This window comes from Massilia sp. DWR3-1-1, assembly GCF_049898325.1.
GTDB lineage: Bacteria > Pseudomonadota > Gammaproteobacteria > Burkholderiales > Burkholderiaceae_D > JAFCUW01.
This window is the reverse complement of the sequence record NZ_JAFCXL010000077.1, coordinates 1-869: the sequence shown is the minus strand read 5'-3', so window position 1 is coordinate 869 and position 869 is coordinate 1. Positions and strand designations below refer to the sequence as shown.

Here is an 869-nt window from a genome sequence, read left to right as displayed (position 1 = left end):
GAAATGATGCCAGATTGTACACTCCTGTGGCGACCGGTCGAATTATTCAACAACGCCAAAGAAATGATGCCAGATTGTACACTCCTGTGGCGACAGGTCGAATTATTCAACAACGCCGTTTTGAGCCGGAATACGATCTGCTCCTCACTCAACGCCTGATCCTGCAGCCGAATATGAAGGTCAACCTGTACGGCAAAAACGATCCGGAACGCGGCATCGGTTCGGGCTTGTCGGACATGGAAGCGGGTCTCCGTCTGAGGTACGAATTTTCACGCAAATTCGCACCCTATGTCGGCGTGGTTTATAACCGCAAGTTCGGCGACACAGCAAGTTTCGCACGGGCCGCGGGCAAGCCGGCCAGGGAAACACGCCTGGTTGGCGGCGTTCGGGTCTGGTTTTGAGAGGATGGCCATGAAACCTTTCATTAAGCATGCAATAGCTACCTCGGTAGTCCTTGCAGTCGTGCTGGTCGCCGTATTTGGAATGTTTGTCCAGTTAGGCGTGTATAACTTTGCAGCCGATGTGCCGCACACACCTTTCGTGTTCTCTTTGCTCGGCCGCATGCGAGAGAAGTCGATCGATACCCGATCCGGCAATATCAAGGTTCCCGAGCTGGCCGACCAGCAGCGTATCGTTCAGGGCGCCGGCAATTACAACGCAATGTGCGTTCAATGCCATCGTTCACCTGGGATGGGTGAGACTGAACTGAGCAACGGCCTATACCCAAGCCCGCCCAATCTCGCCAAAGAGTGAGGTAACCTGATTTTTTCGGACACTCTTGTTTGGTAAACTTCACCAACTGGAGAACTTATGACACGCTCAAAAACATACACGCCGGAGCTTCGCGAAGAAGCGGTAAAGCTGGTCTT

General features: G+C 53.0%; 2 protein-coding genes. Both read left to right on the top strand.

Annotated features, from left to right (window positions below; all coding sequences use genetic code 11):
* The coding region (locus tag ACP7EY_RS23990) for a copper resistance protein B (protein WP_426197761.1) at positions 1-401 on the top strand (401 nt) is incomplete at its 5' end.
* Between the two features lie 10 nt (positions 402-411).
* On the top strand, positions 412-753 hold the full coding sequence (locus tag ACP7EY_RS23985; RefSeq protein WP_426197760.1) for a hypothetical protein: 342 nt from the start codon (positions 412-414) through the stop codon (positions 751-753).
* Positions 754-869 lie beyond the last annotated feature (116 nt).

Coding starts and splice junctions, on each gene's coding strand:
- ACP7EY_RS23985 (WP_426197760.1), top strand. CDS start 412: ATGAAACCTTTCATTAAGCATGCAATAGCTACCTCGGTAGTCCTTGCA.